Origin of the sequence: Kribbella deserti (genome assembly GCF_042434725.1) — a bacterium.
GTDB lineage: Bacteria > Actinomycetota > Actinomycetes > Propionibacteriales > Kribbellaceae > Kribbella > Kribbella deserti.
The window spans coordinates 67,311-83,638 of the sequence record NZ_JBHLTC010000024.1; the positions used below are offsets into that span (position 1 = coordinate 67,311).

At 69.0% G+C, this 16,328-nt stretch carries 13 protein-coding genes; 3 read left to right on the forward strand and 10 right to left on the reverse strand.

From position 1 onward, the window contains the following. Nucleotides 1-13: 13 nt before the first annotated feature. Nucleotides 14-856, forward strand: coding sequence for a L,D-transpeptidase (locus tag ACFFGN_RS20145; protein ID WP_380049838.1), 843 nt, complete (start codon nucleotides 14-16; stop codon nucleotides 854-856). Here ACFFGN_RS20145 and ACFFGN_RS20150 read toward each other — a convergent pair. From ACFFGN_RS20150 to ACFFGN_RS20185, 8 genes are read right to left on the reverse strand one after another with little or no spacing between them, the layout of a single operon-like run. After that, nucleotides 853-2,241 carry an amidase gene (locus ACFFGN_RS20150; protein WP_380049841.1) on the reverse strand — a complete coding sequence of 463 codons (1,389 nt, stop codon included), beginning with the start codon at nucleotides 2,239-2,241 and terminating at the stop codon, nucleotides 853-855. The two genes, ACFFGN_RS20145 and ACFFGN_RS20150, sit on opposite strands and share 4 nt — an antisense overlap. Before the next feature lie 41 nt (nucleotides 2,242-2,282). After that, nucleotides 2,283-3,050: an SDR family NAD(P)-dependent oxidoreductase gene (locus ACFFGN_RS20155; RefSeq protein WP_380049844.1), complete on the reverse strand. Its 768-nt coding sequence runs from the start codon at nucleotides 3,048-3,050 to the stop codon at nucleotides 2,283-2,285. Then, a complete protein-coding gene (locus tag ACFFGN_RS20160; RefSeq protein ID WP_380049847.1) occupies nucleotides 3,047-4,507 on the reverse strand; it encodes an aldehyde dehydrogenase family protein in 1,461 nt (486 codons plus the stop codon). Before ACFFGN_RS20160 ends, ACFFGN_RS20155 begins: the two co-directional genes overlap by 4 nt. Next, nucleotides 4,504-5,364: an ATP-binding cassette domain-containing protein gene (locus tag ACFFGN_RS20165; protein WP_380049849.1), complete on the reverse strand. Its 861-nt coding sequence runs from the start codon at nucleotides 5,362-5,364 to the stop codon at nucleotides 4,504-4,506. The genes ACFFGN_RS20160 and ACFFGN_RS20165 overlap by 4 nt, the downstream gene beginning before the upstream one ends. Then, nucleotides 5,357-6,313 carry an ABC transporter ATP-binding protein gene (locus ACFFGN_RS20170; protein WP_380049852.1) on the reverse strand — a complete coding sequence of 319 codons (957 nt, stop codon included), beginning with the start codon at nucleotides 6,311-6,313 and terminating at the stop codon, nucleotides 5,357-5,359. The genes ACFFGN_RS20165 and ACFFGN_RS20170 overlap by 8 nt, the downstream gene beginning before the upstream one ends. Then, a complete protein-coding gene (locus ACFFGN_RS20175; RefSeq protein ID WP_380049855.1) occupies nucleotides 6,310-7,128 on the reverse strand; it encodes an ABC transporter permease in 819 nt (272 codons plus the stop codon). Before ACFFGN_RS20175 ends, ACFFGN_RS20170 begins: the two co-directional genes overlap by 4 nt. Beyond that, nucleotides 7,125-8,081 carry an ABC transporter permease gene (locus tag ACFFGN_RS20180; protein ID WP_380049909.1) on the reverse strand — a complete coding sequence of 319 codons (957 nt, stop codon included), beginning with the start codon at nucleotides 8,079-8,081 and terminating at the stop codon, nucleotides 7,125-7,127. The genes ACFFGN_RS20175 and ACFFGN_RS20180 overlap by 4 nt, the downstream gene beginning before the upstream one ends. A gap of 40 nt (nucleotides 8,082-8,121) precedes the next feature. Next, nucleotides 8,122-9,648 (reverse strand): ABC transporter substrate-binding protein, encoded by a 1,527-nt coding sequence (locus ACFFGN_RS20185; RefSeq protein WP_380049858.1) that lies wholly within the window; start codon nucleotides 9,646-9,648, stop codon nucleotides 8,122-8,124. A gap of 249 nt (nucleotides 9,649-9,897) precedes the next feature. Between ACFFGN_RS20185 and ACFFGN_RS20190 the strand changes: the two genes are divergently transcribed. After that, nucleotides 9,898-10,446: a putative immunity protein gene (locus ACFFGN_RS20190; RefSeq protein ID WP_380049861.1), complete on the forward strand. Its 549-nt coding sequence runs from the start codon at nucleotides 9,898-9,900 to the stop codon at nucleotides 10,444-10,446. Nucleotides 10,447-11,275: 829 nt separating this feature from the next. Here ACFFGN_RS20190 and ACFFGN_RS20195 read toward each other — a convergent pair. Further along, complete coding sequence (locus ACFFGN_RS20195) at nucleotides 11,276-13,855, reverse strand: MXAN_6230/SCO0854 family RING domain-containing protein (protein WP_380049864.1); 2,580 nt, start codon at nucleotides 13,853-13,855, stop codon at nucleotides 11,276-11,278. Nucleotides 13,856-14,068: 213 nt separating this feature from the next. Here ACFFGN_RS20195 and ACFFGN_RS20200 point away from each other — a divergent pair, with 213 nt between their 5' ends. Beyond that, nucleotides 14,069-15,343, forward strand: a complete 1,275-nt coding sequence (locus ACFFGN_RS20200; RefSeq protein ID WP_380049867.1) for a GGDEF domain-containing protein — start codon at nucleotides 14,069-14,071, stop codon at nucleotides 15,341-15,343. A gap of 8 nt (nucleotides 15,344-15,351) precedes the next feature. On the opposite strand, the gene ACFFGN_RS20205 is transcribed toward ACFFGN_RS20200, so the two are convergent. Further along, on the reverse strand, nucleotides 15,352-16,323 hold the full coding sequence (locus ACFFGN_RS20205) for a zinc-binding dehydrogenase (protein ID WP_380049870.1): 972 nt from the start codon (nucleotides 16,321-16,323) through the stop codon (nucleotides 15,352-15,354). Between the last annotated feature and the right edge of the window lie 5 nt (nucleotides 16,324-16,328).

Consider the following 16,328-nt stretch of genomic DNA (forward strand, 5'->3'; position numbering starts at 1 on the left):
TCACGATGCGGTTGTGCTCTTGTTCGCCAGCGGCCTGGTACTGGCCGGATGCGCCGACGTCGACGCGTCCCCGCCCGCGGGCTCCACCCCGAGCACAAGCAGTACGACGCCCCAGCCGCCCACTGGCAGCGTGACGCCGACGGTCGAGCCCACCACGGCGCCGACCGCCACCCCCACCAGGGCGACCTCAACCGCCACGCCCAGCACAAAGCCGAGCGCGCAACCGAGCCCGAAGCCGAGCCCGAAGCCGACCGCCAAGCCCACCAAGTCGGCCGAGGCGGCAGCGAAGGCCAAGGCCCTGCAGGTCGAGCGAAAGCTGGAGGCCTTCGGTTACCCCGTCGGTACGGTTGACGGCAAGATCACCCGTCGCGCCCGGCAGGCCCTGTGCGCGTGGCGCGAGACGGTCGGCCTGCCGATCAACCGCGGCCCGCTCACGCAGCGCGACATCAACTCGGTCCTGGGCGCAAGCGCGAAGCCGGTAGCCACCCGCGCCTCCGGGCTCTACGTGAACAAGACGTGCCAGGTGCTGTTCCAGATCAGCGGTAAGTCGTACAAGCGGATCGTGTGGGTCTCGTCCGGTTCAGCCGGCTACGACACCCCGAACGGTACCGGCAAGGTCTGGCGCAAGTGGGCCGGCAAGCACGAGAGCAGCCTCTACGAGGAGGCGTTCATGTACGACTCGATCTACATCTTCAAGAACCGCCCGGGCATCGCCCTGCACGGATCCCGCACCAACAGCCTCGTGCACTCCTACCCCGCCAGCCACGGCTGTGTCCGGGTATGGCGCCCGGACATCCACCGCATCTTCGACGAGACCCCGATCGGCACCCGCGTCACCGTCTACGGCAAGGCCTAACCGCTACAGCCACCCGGCCAGGTTCGACGCTCTACGAGAGCTTCGATGGTTGCGGCTAGGGATAGGAGGCGCATATCGGTGAAGCGGGGCGAGGCTAGTTGAAGGCCGATGGGGAGGCCTTCGCGGGAGTAGCCGCAGTTGACCGATACGGCCGGGTGGCCAGACATGTTGTACGGCACGGTGAAGGCGATGTGCTCGAACGGCTTGAGCGGGTCGTCGGTCGGGTAGGCCAGTTCGGCCGCGAAGGCGGTGATAGGCGCCACCGGCGAGATCAGGAAGTCGTACGACGCGAAGGCCTGGTCGACCGCAACGGCCATCTCCCCCATCTGGCTGAACCCGTGGAACACCTCAAGCCCAGTAAGACCTGCAGCCGAGTCAGCCCAGTCGCGGATCTCGGGCAGGACCTTCGCGCGGCGTTCGGGTGGAAGAGCCTGGAGGTCGTACGCGCTGCGGATGCGCCAGAACCGGTCGAGGCCGTCGAGCATCTCCCGGGTGATAATCGGCCCGATCTCGGTGACAGTGGCTCCAGCCTTCTCCACCAGGTTTGCCGCCGTACGGACGGCCGAGGCCACTTCCGGTGCCACCGGCAGACCTAACCCGGCATCGAGCAGTAGGCCGATCCGAACGCCTGCGAGGTCGAGCGGGCCTGAGAACGAATCACCCGGCGAGGGGTACGACGTGTGGTCGCGGCGGTCGTAACCGGAGATGGCGGCTAGCAACAACCCGGCGTCGGCCGCCGTACGGGTGATGGGGCCGATGGCGCGGCCGGGATACGGCACGCCAACCGGGACACGGCCGTGCGTGGGTTTGAGGCCGATCACGCCGCACCACCCGGCGGGGAGCCGGATCGAGCCGCCGATGTCCGTACCGAGGTGCAAAGGCCCGTACCCCGCGGCGGCGGCAGCGCCCGCACCGGCGCTGGAACCACCGGGCGTACGGCTGAGGTCCCACGGGTTGCGGGTGAGCGGGTGGAACGTCGAGACGCCGGACGAGAGCATCCCGTACTCCGGCATGGTGGTTTTGCTGAAAATCACGGCACCACTCGAGCGCAGCAACGCGGCGGCCGGAGCGTCGGTAGTTGCCGGGAGCAACTCAGTGGCGGCAGTACCTTGCGGGACAGGTACGCCCGCGGTGGCGATGTTCTCCTTGACTGTGACGGGTACGCCGTCGAGCGGTCCGGCTGGTTCGCCCGAGCGCCAGCGTTGTTCCGACTGGTTCGCGGCCGCACGGGCGCCGTCGGGATCCAGCGCGTACGTCGCGTGCAGGGCCGGTTCGAGCGCCTCGACGCGGGCGAGGACGGCGTCGAGCACTTCCACCGGGGACATCGACCTGTCGCGGTACCCGGCCACCAGTTCGACGGCGGTCAGATCGGCGAGTTCGGTCATACGGTCCTCCCTAGTCCGGTCCTCCGACGTTAACCCAGGGCCTAACCCGGCGGGTTGAAGCGGCCGTCGACCGCGGTCCAGCCGCCGTCGACCGTGAGCACGCTGCCGGTGACGAAGCTGGACGCGTCCGAGGCGAGGTATACGACGGCGCCGGCGAGTTCGTCGGGCCGGGCCCACCGGCCGAGGGCGCTCTTGCGCGCGTAGGCGTCGTACCAGTCGGGGTTGGCCTTGATCTGAGCGGTCAGCGGGGTTTCGACGACGCCGGGGGCGATCGCGTTCGCGCGGACGCCGGCCGGGCCGAACTCGGCGGCGGCGGTGCGCAGCAGTTGGACCAGGCCCGCCTTGGTTGCCGCGTACACCGATTGGCCCGGCTCGACCGTCGTCGCCCGGATCGAGCTGAAACCGATGATGCTGCCGCTGCCGCGCTTGGCCATCGAGCCGCCGAAGGTCCGGATCAGCTCGAACGACGCCCGCAGGTTCAGCGAGACGATCCGGTCGAACTCGTCCGCGGTGTAGTCGATCATCCGCTTGCGCACATTCGTCGCGGCGGTGAACACCAGCACGTCCACCTGCGGGAACTCCCGCACCGCCGCCTCGATCGCCGCGTCATCCAGCACGTCCAGCCCGTACGCCGTGAGGCCTTCGCCGGCGGAGGCCGTCTCGGTAGCGGCGGCGAGGTCGCGGTCGGCGCAGATGACGGTGGCGCCGTGAGCCGCGAGGGCCAGCGCGGACTCGCGGCCGATCCCGCTACCGGCGCCCACCACGAGCGCGGTCTTGCCGTCGAGGCGGAACAAGTTCGAGTAGTTCATCGGGGCCTCCCTGGAGCCGGGCGGATGATGGCCATCCGGGTGACGGTCAGTTCCTCGATCGCGAAGCGCGGGCCTTCGCGCCCGATGCCGGAGTCCTTCACACCGCCGTACGGCATGACGTCGGAGCGGAACCCGGGCACCTCGTTCACCACAACTCCCCCGACCTCCAGCTCGTCGATCGCGGCGAAGGCGGTCTCCAAGGAGGAGGTGAAAACGCTCGCCTGGAGGCCGTACCGGGAGTCGTTCACCAGGTCGAACGCCGTCGCGAGGTCGGGCACCGACCGGACCTGCACCACCGGCGCGAAGATCTCCTCGTCCCACGCGGGTTGGCCCACCGGAGTGTCGAGCAGCACGATGGGCCGGACGATTCCCTCGGTCACAGAAGCGTTGAACGAGCCTGCCGCAACGGTCGCGCCAGCCGCGACTGCCTCGGCCAAGACAGCAGAGACCCGGGAAGTCGCGCGAGCGTCGATCAGCGCGGACACCCGCGTCCGCTCGTCGCGCGGATCGCCGATGACCACCTCGTCCATTCGCGGCAGGAGCTTCGCGAGGAAGGCCTCGCGCACGGACTCCACCACGATCAGGCGCTGAATGCTGATGCAGGCCTGCCCGGAGGCGTAATACCCGCCGCGGATCACGGCGTCCGCCGCCGCGTCGAGATCGGCGTCGGCCGCGACCACCAGCGCCGAGTTGGAGCCGAGCTCGAGCAGCACCTTCGTCGGCGCGGCGTCGCGAGCGATCTGGTGACCGACCGCGGCCGAACCTGTGAACGAGACGGCGCCGATCCGCTTGTCCTGGGTCAAAGTCGCGCCGACCTCCACCCCGCCGGTCACGAGCTGGACCACCGCCCTGGGCGCGCCCGCCTCCGCCAGCGCCTCGCGGAACAGGTGAACCAGCCACAACGTCGCGAGCGGAGTCTGCGGCGCGGGTTTCACGATCACCGGGCAACCCGCGGCCAGCGCCGGAGCCACCTTGTGCGTTGCCAGCAGCAACGGATAGTTGAACCCGGCGATGCCGATCACCACGCCGATCGGCTTCCGCACCCAGAACCCCATCAACCCGTCGCCGCTCGGCAGCAGATCCAGCGGCACGGTCTCACCGTGCAGGCGCGCGACCTCCTCCGCCGAGGTCTGCAGCGTGAGCAGGGTCCGATCGACCTCCACCCGGCAGTCGACCAGCGGCTTCCCGGTTTCCAGCACGAGCAAGTCCTCGAACGCCGACCGGGCCTCCCGAACCGCCTCGAAGACGCTCAACAGCGCGGCCCGGCGCACGTGCGACGGCAGCCGTCCCACCTCCTTGCGCACGGCAACGGCTTCCGCGAGAGCCTGATCAGCCAGCGCCTCCGTACCAACCGGTGCCTCGGCGACCACCTGGCCGTCGTACGGGAAAGTGACGGGTTGTGAGGACGGCGTACGGACCCAGGCCTCGCCGATCGGCAGGCCGTCAGGAAACGTCATCGCTTCTCCCGCTGGATCAGGTCGGCCGTGGTGGCACCGGCGAGGGCGCGTTGCAAGGTGGGGATCGCTGACACCAGACGACGGGTGTACGGATGGCGCGGAGCGGTGTAGACCTCGCCGGTGGTGCCGGTCTCGACCACCTCGCCCGCGTGCATCACCGCCACCCGGTCGCACACGTGCCGGACCACGGACAGGTCGTGCGAGACGAAGATCAGCGTCAGGTTGAGCGAATCGACCAGCTCGGTGATGAGGTTCAGCACCTGAGCGCGGACCGAGACGTCCAGGGCACTGACCGGCTCATCCGCGACGAGGATGCGCGGCCGCGGCGCGAGGGCCCGGGCGATCGAGATGCGCTGGCGTTGTCCGCCGGAGAACTGATGTGGATAACGCGCACCGGCATCGGGTGGCAGGCCGACGGCTTCGAGCAGTTCGCGGACGCGTTCGCCGGAGGCGGGATGGCCTTGTACGACGAGGGGTTCGGCGATGATGTCGCGCACGCGCATGCGCGGATCGAGCGAGCTCATCGGGTCCTGGAAGACCATCTGCAGGTCCTCGCGCAGGAAGCCGAGGCGCCGTTCCGGTAGGCGCGAGATCTCCGTACCGCTGACGAAGATCTCGCCCGAGTCCGGCCGGTCCAGCCCGGCAAGCAGGCGCAGCAGAGTGGACTTGCCGCAGCCGGATTCGCCGACGATGCCGAACCGCTCGCCGGGCTTGATCTCCAGGCTGACCCCGCGCACGGCGTGCACCACCTTCGCGGGCCGCCACAACGACGTCCGCGGCCGCTTGTAGTCGCGCACGACTTTCGAAATCCGGATCAACGGCTCGTCCGGCGGCACGCTGCTCAATGGCTCAGACATCGGCGACCTCCCCGGCCGGGTGGAAACAGGCGAACCCGCGCTCGGCCGTCCCGGTCCACTCCGGCGTCGCCTCGCACGCCGAGGTCGCGAAGGCGCAGCGGTTACGGAAGACGCAGCCGCTAGGGAACTTTCCTGCCGCCGGGACATTGCCCGGGATCGTGGTCAGCAGGTGGTCCGCCGAGTCGAGGTCCGAGGCCGCGAGCAGACCCTGGGTATAGCGGTGCCGGGGCTTGGTGAAAACCTCCTCGACCGGGCCCGACTCGACCACCCGGCCGCCGTACATCACCAGCACACGCTGGCAGACCGTCGCCACCACGGCCAGGTCGTGCGTGATGAACAGCAGGGCGGAATCGCGAGCCGTAACGCCTCGCACGATGAGGTCGAGCACCATCGCCTGCACGGTCACGTCCAGCGCGGTGGTCGGCTCGTCGCAAACCAGCAGCGCCGGATCGTTGGCGAGAGCAAGGGCCACGACCACACGTTGACGCTGACCGCCGGACAACTGATGCGGGTACGACTTCATCGTGCCGTCGAGCTCGACCCGCGCCAGCAGTTCCGCTGCGGCCGCCCGAGCCGCGCGGCGCCCGCGTTTGGTCCGGTGGATCAGCATGGCCTCGGCCACCTGATCGCCCACGCGCATGGTCGGGTTCAGCGCGGTCATCGGCTCCTGGAAGACCATCGCGATGTGCCGGCCGCGCACCTTCGAAAGCTTTCGCTCGCCGGCGCCGATCAGGTCGTGCTCGATGCCGGCGAGGCGCACCGAACCGGTCGCGACGACGTCCTCTGGCAACAGGCCGATCAGGCTCAGCGCGGTCAGCGACTTGCCGGAGCCGGATTCCCCGATCAGGCCGACGCGCTCGCCCCGGCCGACCGACAGGCCGACATCTTGCACGAGGGACTTGTCGCGGACCGAGACCGTCAACCCGCTCACGGTCAGTACGTCGTTCATCGCCGGTCCTCCAACTTCGGGTCGAACCGGTCGCGCAGCCCGTCGCCGAGCAGGTTGAACCCGAGCACCGCAAGGGCGATCGCGACCCCTGGGAACGCCGCGAGCCTCGGTGCTCCGAACAGCAACTCCTGGCTTTCCTGCAACATGCGGCCCCACGAAGGCGTCGGGGGCGGCGTACCGAACCCGAGGAACGACAGTGCGGCCTCGGCCAGAACGGCGATGGCGAACGCGACGGAGGCCTGCACGGTGATCAGGCTGGTCACGTTCGGCAGGACGTGCCGGATGGCGATGGCGAAGGGTTTTCGGCCGGCGGCGCGGGCGGCGAGCACATACTCCGTGCGCATCACCTGCAGGGCGCCGCTGCGGATCACCCGGGCGAAGCTTGGCACGGTGGCGATACCGATCGCCACCATCGCCGTCCACGTGCTCGCGCCGAAGACCGCACCGAACATGATCGCGAGCAGCAACGCCGGAAACGCCAGCAGCAGATCGTTGGCCCGCATGATCAACTCGCTGCTCCAGCGCCGGGTCATCGCCGCGAGAATCCCGAGCGGTACGCCGATCAGCGCGGCCACTCCGACGGACACGAGTCCGACGTACAAGGTGGTGCGGGCGCCGACCATCAGCTGGCTGAGCACGTCCCGCCCGAACTTGTCCGTACCGAACCAGTGGTCCGCGGACGGCTTCGCCAGCCGCACGGCCGGATCCACCAGCGTCGGGTCGTACGGCGTCCAGATGAACGAGAGCAAGGCCAGTACGACGATGAGGCCGACCGTGAGCGCGCCGACCACCAGGCCTGCGTTGAGCCGTCTCATCGCGCGCCTCCCCGCAGGCGTGGATCGATCGCCAGGTACAGCAGATCGACCAGGAAGTTCACCAGCAGCACCGCCATCACGAGCAACATCACCACGCCTTGCACGAGCAGCAGGTCCCGGTTGGAAACCCCGTCGAGCAGCAGCGAGCCAAGGCCCGGGATGACGAACACCCGCTCCACCACCACCGCCCCGATCAGCAGGGTCGCGAGTTGCAGGCCGAGCACCGTGACGACCGGCACGGCGGCGTTGCGCAGGCCATGCCGCCAGAGCGCCTTGAACGGGCGAAGGCCCTTGGCCCGGGCGGTTCGCAAGTAGTCCTCGCGGAGCACGTCGAGCACGGCACTTCTGACGTACCGGGTGAGCACGGCACCTTGCACAAGGCCGAGCGACAACGCCGGCAGGGCCAGCTGTTTGGCGAACATCACCGGGTCGACCACGGGTGGCGTCCAGCCGTTGGCGGGCAGCCAGCCGAGGCGGACCGCGAACACCACGATGAGCAGGATGCCCGCGAGAAACGCCGGCACCGCGACGCCCAGCTGCGACAACGCCGACAGCACCAACCCGGACAACTTGCGATGGCGCGCGGCCATCACCGTGCCGGCCGGAACCGCCAGCACGAGCGCGATCACCATCGCCGCGCCGACCAGCCACAACGTCACCTGCAGGCGGTCCATCACCTGCGGCCCGATCGCCGCCTTGCTCACGTACGACGTGCCGAAGTCGCCGCGCGGCAGGCCGCTTGCCCAGTCGACGTACTGCGTGGTGAGCGGGCGGTCGAGCCCGAACTGCTGCCGCAGCTGGGCGACCGCCTCAGGTGACGCGTTCACACCGAGGGCCACGCGGGCCGGATCGCCCGGCAACACCGCCATGAACGCGAAGACCAGTACCGAACTGATGACCAGGCTCACCACGAGCACGACAAAACGGCCGATCAACCTCAGCAACATGACCAGTCCGTCTCGGCCGACCGCTTCGCCCGGGCGGGGGCCTCGGTCATGAGCGGGCCAGGCGGGACAGGTCGAACTGCTCGGTGATCGCGTTTTTCGGGATACCGGTGATGTTCTTGTCGGCCACTACCAGGCTCGGCAGCAGGAACAACCAGTCCGCGGCCGCCTCGTCCGACAGCAGGCGCGCGGCCTCCTTCATCTTCGCCACCTGGGTCTTTTCGTCACCGGCGTCGGCCGCCGCGAGCAGCGCCTTCAGCTGGGGTGTGCCGTAGCGCGTGTAGTACGCCGGGTTGCCGAAAACGGCCCCGAGGTCGCGCGGCTCCACGTGCGAGATGATCGACAGGTCATAGTCCGCGTTCTTGAAGACGGTGGTCAGCCAGGCCGCCGGGAACTCCAGCTGGTCGATCCGCACCTTCAGGCCGACCTGCTCCAGCTGGCTCTTCACCACCTGACCGCAAGACGTCGCATACGGCAGGGTGGGCAGCCGCAGCCGCAAGGAGGCACCGGCCGAACCGCTTGCCTGAAGCAACGACTTCGCCTTGGCCGGGTCGAACGGCGTGGCGGCGGTGAGGTCCTCGAACCAGGGATCGGTCGGCGGCGCCATACTGCCGATCAGCTTGCCGCGGCCGGCGAAACACGTGTCCAGCAGGGCTTTGTGATCGATCGCGTGCCGGATCGCCTGGCGGAAGCGCTTGTCCCGGAAGACCGGTTTGGAGTTGTTGAACGACAGCACCACCTCGCCGTTCGTCGTACCCTCGATCACCTGGTACTTGTCGTTGCTGGTGAATTGGCCGAGCGATTCGGGCGCCTGCACCGTGCTGATGATGTTGATCGTGCCGGTGAGCAGGGCGTTGTTCAGCGCGGTCGGGTCCTTGAAGTACTTCAGCGTGACCTGGTCGAAGTACGGCTTGGTGCCCCAGTAGTTGTCGTTACGGCGCAAGGTGATCGAGTCACCGCGCTGCCACGAGCCCAGCCGGTACGGCCCGGTGCCGACCGGTTCCGTCGCGAGCTTGTCCACGCCGGTCTGGCTGAACATCGCGCCGATCCGGGTGGTCATCCGGAACAGCCAGTCGTTGCTCGGGGCCCCGAGCACCACCTTCAGCTGGGTCGGCGAGACGGCCGTCGCCTGCTGCACGACATCCATCGCGGCCTTCAGCGAGGTGGTCCACGCCGACTTCACCCGGTTGATGCTGAACACCGCGTCGGCGGCGGTGAACGGCGCGCCGTTGGTGAACTTCGCGTTGTCCACCAAGGTGAACGTGTAGGTCTTGCGATCCGGCGACACCGTCCACGACTTCGCCAGGTCGGGCACGATCTTGCCGCTGTCGTCCTGTTTCACCAGGCCGTTGTAGACGTTGCCGAGCAACGCCTGCGGAATGGCCGCGCCGTCGGCGGTGGTGAAGTCCAGGCTGGCCGGCTCCGCGACCAGGCCGACCGCCAGCGTCTTGCCGTCCGCGCCATTGCCGGGCGAGGCGTTCGGCGTCGAACCGGACCCCGCCGAACAGGCAGTGGCCACGAGGGCGCTCGCCATCATGACGGCGGCCGCGGCCGCCTTGGTGAGATACCTGGTCACTGATCCTCCAGCCCTTGGCCCAGCACTAGCTCGTCAGACTCTATGCCCATCCGGGGACACTTTTCCGCCGACCTCACGACGATGCTGGTTCGAGATCGTTGCCTTGGGTCCCAACCGCGCTCGTGGCGTCGATTCGAGGCGGCTCAGTCCGCGCTCGGCCCTGACGAACGGTTGAGGCTTCGCACCGTAGGCCATGGACATGCGTGCGCCGAAGTCTCAACCGGGCCTTCAAAGATACGATTTAGGTTCATGAGTCAGGCGAAGGGAAGAATCGAGATTCCGCTGAGCAAGCAGGATCTTCGCGAGGTCACCGCGTACGCCGCACAGTGTGCCGAGGTGGTCCTGGAGATCTTCGAGCAGGTCCGGCCGGACGATTCGCGGCCGCGCGACGCGGTCGACGCCGCGTGGGCGTTCGCGCGCGGTGGCGAGCGGGGGAAGTTGCTGCGCGATACCGCGTGGGCCGCGCATCGGGCTGCTCGGGAAGAGGGCGTTACCCCGGCCGCGGACAACGTGGCGCGAGCCGCGATGGCCGCAGCGTCGGCGGCGTACCTGCATCCGTTAGCCGATGCCCATCAGGTGAAGCACATTCTCGGCGCGGCGGTGCATGCGGCGAGGGCGGTCGAACTCCTCGCTGGCGACAATCCGGACGTCGGTGCCGAACACCTCGACCAGGCCCGGCGCCACGCCACCCCGGCCATGGTGGAAGTGCTCAAGCGCTACCCCGACGCCCCTCCCGGCGGCGGCCGCGTCGGCGAACTCCTCCGCCACCTCGACCACACCCTCCGCACCACCCCATAAGGCGCACCTGACTCCTCGTTCGGCGGAAGCGCGGTGGGGACGTGATCGGCAGAAGCGCGGTGGGGACGTGATCGGCGGAATCGTGGTGGGGACGAGTCGGCAGGACCGGTACGACGGCCGCGCGTCCTCATTCGCCAGTCGTCGCGAACGCACGCGCGGAGGTGGATCGCAACAGCGCGCACTCTGGTTACCCGGGAGCAGCCCGACAACACCGTCGCGAGTGGTCGCGTTCGCACGCGTCCACTCGCGGGAGGGGCAGCGCATCACTGTGGCACGTCGCGAGTGGTCGCGTGCATACGCATCCACTCGCGGGGAAGGGAACGCACGGCCGCCCGGTAGGTCGGGATCGGGCCTTATGGCGTCCCCGCTTGCTCGCCGCGACGACGCACTGGGGACACGTTGTCGGGTCCGAGCACCCCGAACAGTGTCTGCGCAGGGGTTATAACCCCTGCCAGGACCCGGCTTCCCCCGCCAGGACCCCGTTTCCCCTGCCAGGGCCCCGCTTCCATTGCCAGGGCCCCGTCTACCCCGTCAGGCCCCGACTTCCCCTGCGGGACGCCGTCTCCCCGGCAGACCCCGTTTCCGTGCCAGACCCCGAGCCCGGTCACGGCGAGCGAGCACGGCGGTCACGCACCCCTCGTCCGGCTGCCAGAGGCTCGTCTTGGTGAGTCCACTGGACATAATTTCGCCGAAAAAACGTCCAGCAGACTCACCAAGATGGGCTAAGCGCAAGGCGACGGCGGACAGGTGGGCGGGGCGGTGCGGTGGGCTGTCGGCGTGGGCGGGCGAGACGGGCGGATAGTGCGTCACTGCTCTCAGCTCGTCGCTGTTAGGAGGTGATGCGGGCTCGGGCGTCGGGGGTTAGTTGGGCCAGTAGGCCGGCTGGGTCTATGAGGGTGACTTCGGTGGCGTCGAGGGACCTTGGGTAGAGGGCGTAAACGTCCGCGCCCGGAGGTGGTTCGACGTCGCCGACGATGACAGCGACAAGGCCTGCGGTTTTGGCCGCATCGGTACCAGGAGTCAGGTGGCGGTCGGGCTCGCGGCGGGTGGTGAGGCGCTGCGCGAAGGTGGTGAGGTCCTCCCCGACCGCGCGGGTGTAGCGGACCACCGAACCATCCGTACAGCGCACGACGACATCGTTGGCTCGGGCGGCGGCGTGCCAGCAGCACAGTTCCCACAGGCTGACCCGATGGCCGCTGGCGTAGACGTCCTCCATCGCATCGCCGAGGCGTGCCAGTTGACCGGCATATCCGGCCACCTGGTGGGTGAAGCCGGCGGCGCTGAGGTTCAGGTCGTACCACCGGAGGCGGCGGGACCACAGGTCGACGGCGAACGGCAGCAGGATCTTCGCCGGGCCGCTGAGGTCGAACCGTTGCTCGACCGCGCCCGGATCGAACAACCCGTTCGGCCGTCGCATCACCCCGGCAAAACCCTTGACCAGCTGGCCGAACGGCACGTTGTTGTAGCTGAAGACGACGGGCATGACGTAGCGCCCGCCGACCGAGCGGATCAGCTCCAGATCGAGGTCGACGAATTCCGAGGCACCGAGTGGCGACGGCGCGGAGGTGAGATCGCCCGAGTGGATGGCGGCCTCGTCCTCGAAGCGCAGATTGGTGTAGTCGCACAGCCCGAGGAAGTCCCACTGCTCGTCGAAGATCGCCACCGAGAGGTCGAGATCCACGGTCGTGCCCTCCGGCTCGACCCAGTGCAGGAACAACCGCAGCAGGTCGTCCCTCGGCACGGTTTGCGCACTGCCACGGGTGATCCGCACCAGGCTGGCCGAGGCACCGCGCTCGGAACCAGGCGCGGCCAGGTCGGCCAAACCCTCGTCCAGGAAGGCGCGATCGAGACGTGGCAACGCCGAGGCGCGACGCAACAACTCGGTCGTGAGCACATCCGCGAGAGCCACGGCCAGATCGCCCGGTAGCGGCTCACGGTAGTCCGGCTCGGCCCAGGCCGGAGCCGCTCCTCCCTTCGGGAAGAACAACCGGATGCCCTCCGGAGCCGTGCGGAGTTGACCTAGTACGGCGATGAGCACCGCGGGTGATACGTCCGAAGCGGCGACGGTCAACGCTTCGACGAGTGCGCCTCGGCTGTCCGGCGGTAGGGCGCGGGCGAGGTGGATCACCCGGCGGGCCAACTCCCCCGGGCGCTCGCGCAGTACGGCCAGGGCCTGAACGGGATGTCCCGCGGCGAAGGCGGCTTCCACCCGGGTGGCGAACGTGCTGAGCCGGACGCGCCCGTGCTCCACCCGGAACTCCCCGAACCGGACCGCCTCGCTCAGCACGGCGCGGCCCAGCGCCGTACTCGCGTCAAGCCTGGTCTGCCGTAGCACCGCGAAGGCCAACGCGGCGACCGGGAACCGCTCGGCGAATTCGAACGGGTGCAACGCCTCGGCCATCCGTTTCCAGACCTCGCGATGACGCAGTACGTCCTCCGCGAGCAGCAAGGGTGGCATCCGGTCGAGCGCGGCCAGCAGCAAGCGGCGAGTCGCGCGTGGCAGGGACTGCCGGCGCACCGGTGGGACCTGCAGACCTGGATCCGCGCCCATCAGGACGTACAGCAGGCGGAGCACATCCGTCGCGGTCTCCAGGTGATCGTCGAGCAATCGCGGATGCTCGGCCAGCAACCACGCGAGCACCAGCACCCGGGTCTCCCGCACCGGGATCGTGGCGGGCAGCCAGTCCGGCTCGGGTAACGCGGCCATCAGCACGATCAGGTCGCGGCGATCCTGCGCCGACAACGGGGTCTGCCGTTGCACCAAGGCCGTCGCCAGCTCGGCCGCCGCCCGGTGCGACTCGGTGCTGAGCGTGAGCAGGCGCAATCGCTCGACCGGTCGTGCCGAACGACTCGGGCGGGCCTGTTCGATTGCAGGAACCTGCAAAAACGGGTCGTCCGGATCGATGCGGCGATGGCAGATCGGGCACGCGCCGTAGTCGGCGCCGTCCCAGCAGTTCGCGCAGACCAGATGCGCGCAGGGCGAGACCGGGAAGACCGTGCGCTGCTCGCCGCACAGCACGCAGGGTTGCTCCGGCTCCTGCATCAGTCGCGCGAACACGCGGTCGACGTACAACTGCTCGGTGTCGGCGGGGATCGTGTCCGGGAAACCACGGAACAGCGGCACGTGCTCCGCGACCGCGCCGAGCTCGGCGTCGACCAGTTCGAGTAGCTGTTTCCCCAACTGGGCAAGGGTTTCCGGCGGCAGGCCGGCGCCGTGATGGTGGAACCGGGCCGACGGCAGCAGACCCCGCTGGATCAGGTCGCCCTCGAGCGCGAGCATGCCGGCCTGGGCGTCGCGGAACCGCTTCCGCCGCCATTGCAGCCGGGGTCGGCCTGGCTTTGGCGTGAGCAGATCCACCGCCACGAGCCCGCCGCGGCGCAACAACAGCACCGCCAGATCGACCTGCATCTTCACCCCCTGAGCACCGAGCCGACATCTGGAACGAAGCGCCAGGGGCGGAGAGCGGCACGCTACTTTGCCTGGAAGGAGAAGGAAGCGCACCCATGAGCCGCCCCTGGCACTACGAACGTTATCGGGTGGCACCGACAGTTTCCGGAAGCTGTCCCCACGGGCCGTTAGCATGCAGGCACTTGTTCATTTCCGACTGGTGGGGATCTCCGGATGCAGCTTGGCGACACCTCCTGGGCGCCGCGTCGCTGGGCGATCTGGTCGTTACCGAGGCGCGCGCTGATCTATGTGCTCGCCGTGGACGTGCTGGCGCTCGCGGTCACGGTGCTGACGGCCTGGGTGACCTGGCAGCGGGCCGGCGACGAGTGGACGATCGACTGGCCTGCGTTCGCCATGCTCGCGATCGCCTCCGTGCTGCACCTGGAGTTCGCCAGCGGGATCGAGCGGGTCCGGCATCGCAAAGAGAGCACCGCCTACACCGATCTGAAGAGCCTGTGGGTCTTCGCCGGGCTGCTGTTGTTGCCGCTGTCTCTGACGATCCTGCTCGCGCTACTGGCCTACAGCTACGTCTCGGTGCGCGGCCTGAGCCATTCGGTGATCTTCCGCAAGGTCTTCTCCGCGGCGACGTTTGTGCTCGCCAGCGCGGGCGCGTTCGCGGTGCTGCGCCTCGGCGGCCTCACCGACGTGCCCCGCCTGCCGACGGGCTGGAGCTCGCTGCTGTTCGTGCTCGCCGCCGTGCTGCTGTGGTGGGCGATCAACTTCGGGCTGATCGTGTACGCGATCGTGCTCTCCAGCGGTACGACGTACCGGGCCGCCGCCGGTGACATGTCGAACCAGGTGGTCGTCGTGGCCGGCCTGGGCCTCGGCGTCGCGGTCGCGGCGGTTCAGTCGTCGTACCCGTGGGTCGTGCCGGTTCTGATGGTGACGGTGCTCGCGCTGCACCGGGACCTGCTGCTGCCGCAGTTCAAGCAGGCCGCCGGGATCGACGTCAAGACGGGCCTCGCGACGCCAGCGCACTGGGCCGAGGCCTTGCCGGCCGAGCTGGCCCGGGCCGAGCTGTTGCGAAAACCCGTCGGGTTGCTGCTGCTCGACCTGGACCACTTCAAACGCATCAACGACGAGTTCGGCCATCCTGTCGGGGACCGGACGCTGCGGGCCGTCGCGGACTGCCTGCGCTCGGAGGTCCGCGAAGGTGACCTGGTGGCTCGGATCGGCGGTGACGAGCTGGCCGTGCTGCTGCCGAACACGGACAGCGCCGAGCTGCTCGAGGTGGCTGAGCGGGTTCGGCAGGCCCTGGCCGCGCTGGTGGTACCGGTCTCCGACGGTGACGAGGTGATCAACGGTGTGCCCGCGTCGATCGGCCTCGCGGTTTATCCCGAGGTGGCGACGACAACCGATCAACTGGTCATCGCCGCCGACAACGCGCTGCTCACGGCCAAACGCTCCGGCCGCAACATGATCATCGCCGCCTCTGGTCCTGCCGGATAACCACCTGGTCAGGGCACGATCAGCGCCTTGCCCAGCAGCGTCCGGGCCTCGATCGCCTCGTGCGCCGCGCCGACCTCGTCCAGCCGGAAGGTGCGGTCGATCACCGGCTTGAGCCGTCCGGTCGCGAGGGCGGTCAGCACCTGCTCGTTCAGCTCGTCGGCCTGGCCGGGCGTGGGCTGGAGCTCCGCGATGCCGCCGACCGTGATGCCCTTGCGATCGGCCTCGGCCGGGTCGATCGAGGCGAACTCACCACTCGCCGCGCCGTGGGCCGAGATCCATCCACCGGGCGCGACCGTCTGGAACGCCTGTCCCCCGGTTTCCCCACCCGCGCCCTCGAACGCGATCCGAACGCCCTTGCCGTCGGTGGCGTCGAGCACCTTCTTCTGCCAGCCCGGCTCGGAGTAGTCGATCGCGAGATCCGCGCCCTGCGCCTTGATCAAGTCGAGCTTGGCCTGGCCCCGGGCCGCACCGATCACGGTCGCCCCGGCCGCCTTGGCCAGCTGGATCAGCAGTACGCCCATGCCACCGGCCGCCGCGGTGATCAGTACCGAGTCACCCGGCTTGGTCCCCGAGCGGTCGAACGCGACCAGCGCGGTCCACGCGTCACCCGCACCCGCGACCGCCTCGGTCAGCCAAAGGCCTTCGGGCACCTCGCTCAGCGCCGCGGCCGGAACAGCGACCTGCTCGGCGTGCGACCCGAACCCCTCCGGCCGGGCCACCACCTTCTTGCCGATCCACGCGGGATCGACGCCCTCGCCGACCGAACGAACGGTGCCGCCGACGGAACTGCCCGGCACGTACGGCGGTTCCACGGTGAAGAAGTCGCCATGCAGACCGGCGCGGATCTGCGTCTCCACGAAGATCACGTCCGCCGCGACGACGTCGAGTACCACCTGGCCAGCCCTGGCCACGGGCTCCGGCCATTCCTGGGTCTCGATCACCTCGGGTCCACCAAACCTGGTCACCACGGCCGCGCGCATATCCA

Coding starts and splice junctions, on each gene's coding strand:
- ACFFGN_RS20190 (WP_380049861.1), top strand. CDS start 9,898: ATGAGTCAGGCGAAGGGAAGAATCGAGATTCCGCTGAGCAAGCAGGAT.
- ACFFGN_RS20155 (WP_380049844.1), bottom strand. CDS start 3,050: ATGAACTACTCGAACTTGTTCCGCCTCGACGGCAAGACCGCGCTCGTG.
- ACFFGN_RS20205 (WP_380049870.1), bottom strand. CDS start 16,323: ATGCGCGCGGCCGTGGTGACCAGGTTTGGTGGACCCGAGGTGATCGAG.
- ACFFGN_RS20165 (WP_380049849.1), bottom strand. CDS start 5,364: ATGTCTGAGCCATTGAGCAGCGTGCCGCCGGACGAGCCGTTGATCCGG.
- ACFFGN_RS20200 (WP_380049867.1), top strand. CDS start 14,069: ATGCAGCTTGGCGACACCTCCTGGGCGCCGCGTCGCTGGGCGATCTGG.
- ACFFGN_RS20175 (WP_380049855.1), bottom strand. CDS start 7,128: ATGAGACGGCTCAACGCAGGCCTGGTGGTCGGCGCGCTCACGGTCGGC.
- ACFFGN_RS20150 (WP_380049841.1), bottom strand. CDS start 2,241: ATGACCGAACTCGCCGATCTGACCGCCGTCGAACTGGTGGCCGGGTAC.
- ACFFGN_RS20160 (WP_380049847.1), bottom strand. CDS start 4,507: ATGACGTTTCCTGACGGCCTGCCGATCGGCGAGGCCTGGGTCCGTACG.
- ACFFGN_RS20170 (WP_380049852.1), bottom strand. CDS start 6,313: ATGAACGACGTACTGACCGTGAGCGGGTTGACGGTCTCGGTCCGCGAC.
- ACFFGN_RS20195 (WP_380049864.1), bottom strand. CDS start 13,855: ATGCAGGTCGATCTGGCGGTGCTGTTGTTGCGCCGCGGCGGGCTCGTG.